At 62.2% G+C, this 1,641-nt stretch carries 2 protein-coding genes; both read right to left on the reverse strand.

Annotation, left to right across the window (positions count from 1 at the left end):
• Window positions 1-269: 269 nt before the first annotated feature.
• Window positions 270-1,016, reverse strand: a complete 747-nt coding sequence (gene arsH / locus A8V01_RS27955) for an arsenical resistance protein ArsH (protein WP_103099510.1) — start codon at window positions 1,014-1,016, stop codon at window positions 270-272.
• Window positions 1,013-1,641, reverse strand: a 629-nt coding sequence (locus A8V01_RS27960; protein ID WP_425437370.1) for an arsenic resistance protein, incomplete at its 5' end; no start/stop codon positions are given. The genes arsH and A8V01_RS27960, both read right to left, overlap by 4 nt.

Raw genomic sequence — 1,641 nt, forward strand, 5'->3', positions numbered from 1 at the left:
GCCACACATTCGCAGCAGAACAGTGTCAGCGTATTGCGCTTGGCAGGAGCGCAGTGCTCCCTGGTTCCACATAATGCATCCCCACTCAGGACGTCTGGCGTCTCCGCTGGAGAATTTGATGCTGTGAAAGCCGGCTTAAGCGCTGTCCGGGCTTTGAAGCCGGAGGTCCCTATCGGCGAGTCTGGGACCTCCAGAAAAAGAAAAGCTGCCCGCCCGCAACTCGATAGCGAAATATCACCGCTGACAGTCTGGAATGGTCGGCTGCGGAATCAGGACTGGGCCGCGATCGCTATAGCGGAATGGTCTGTAGTAGCATCGATCGGAACGCCGGCCTGCTTACGCTCGGAGTAGCGGTCCACAAGTTGCGCCGCGTGCGGCCGCAACAGCACGGTGAAGCGCACCAGTTCCTCCATCACATCGACTATGCGCTCGTAATAGCTCGATGCCCGCATCCGGCCGTCCTCGTCGAACTCCTTGTATGCCATCGCCACCGACGACTGGTTTGGGATCGTGAACATCCGCATCCAGCGGCCCAGCAGGCGCAGTGAATTCACGGCGTTGAACGATTGCGAGCCGCCAGACACCTGCATGACTGCAAGCGTTCGCCCTTGCGTCGGCCGCATCCCGCGCATCTGGAGCGGCAGATGATCGATCTGCGTCTTCATGATGCCGCTGATCTGGCCGTGCCGCTCCGGGCTGCACCAGACCATGCCTTCCGACCACAGCGCGTGCTCGCGCAGTTCATGCACCGCCGGGTGGTCGTCTCCCGCTATCTGATCGGGCAGCGGCAGATCGCTGGGATCGAAAATCCGCGTCTCGGCGCCGAAGAATTGCAGCAGACGAGCCGCCTCTTCCACAGCGAGGCGCGAGAACGAGCGCTCCCGCAGGGAGCCGTAGAGCAGCAGAATGCGCGGAGGCGGTTGGTCTGGGCCAAGGCCAACGGCGGGACGAGCCAGCGCGAAAGCCTTGTCCAAGGCAGGAAGATGATCGGGGGCGGCTAGTTCGCGCAGTCTCATGCGGAAATACCATTCTCGTACCAGGGGCGGGTCCGCTTCACCAAGGCGACGATCGACAGCATTACCGGCACTTCGACCAGCACGCCCACGACCGTTGCCAGCGCGGCGCCGGAACTGAGGCCAAAGAGGCTGATGGCGGCGGCCACAGCCAGTTCAAAGAAATTGGAGGCACCGATCAGCGCCGAAGGGCCAGCGACGCACCATGCCACGCCGAAACGGCGGCTGAGCCAGTAGGCGATGCCGGCATTGAGATAGACTTGAAACAGGATCGGCACGGCAATCAGCGCGATCACCAAGGGCTGCCGGATGATCTGCTCACCCTGAAAGCCGAACAGCAGCACCAGCGTAAGGAGCAGGCTGACAAGGCTGATCGGGCCAATGGCGGACAGGAAATGCTGGAGGCGCTTCTCACCGCCGCGAAGGAGTGCGCGGCGGAGCAGTTGCGAGATGACCACCGGGACGACGATGTAGAGCGCCACCGAAAGCGCCAAGGTGTTCCACGGCACAGTAATCGATGCCACGCCCAGCAGCAGGCCCACCAGCGGCGCAAAGGCAAAGACCATGATTAGGTCGTTCAGCGCCACTTGGCTCAAGGTATAGTTCGGCTCACCGTCGACGAGGTTGG

Source organism: Novosphingobium guangzhouense (genome assembly GCF_002896965.1).
GTDB lineage: Bacteria > Pseudomonadota > Alphaproteobacteria > Sphingomonadales > Sphingomonadaceae > Novosphingobium > Novosphingobium guangzhouense.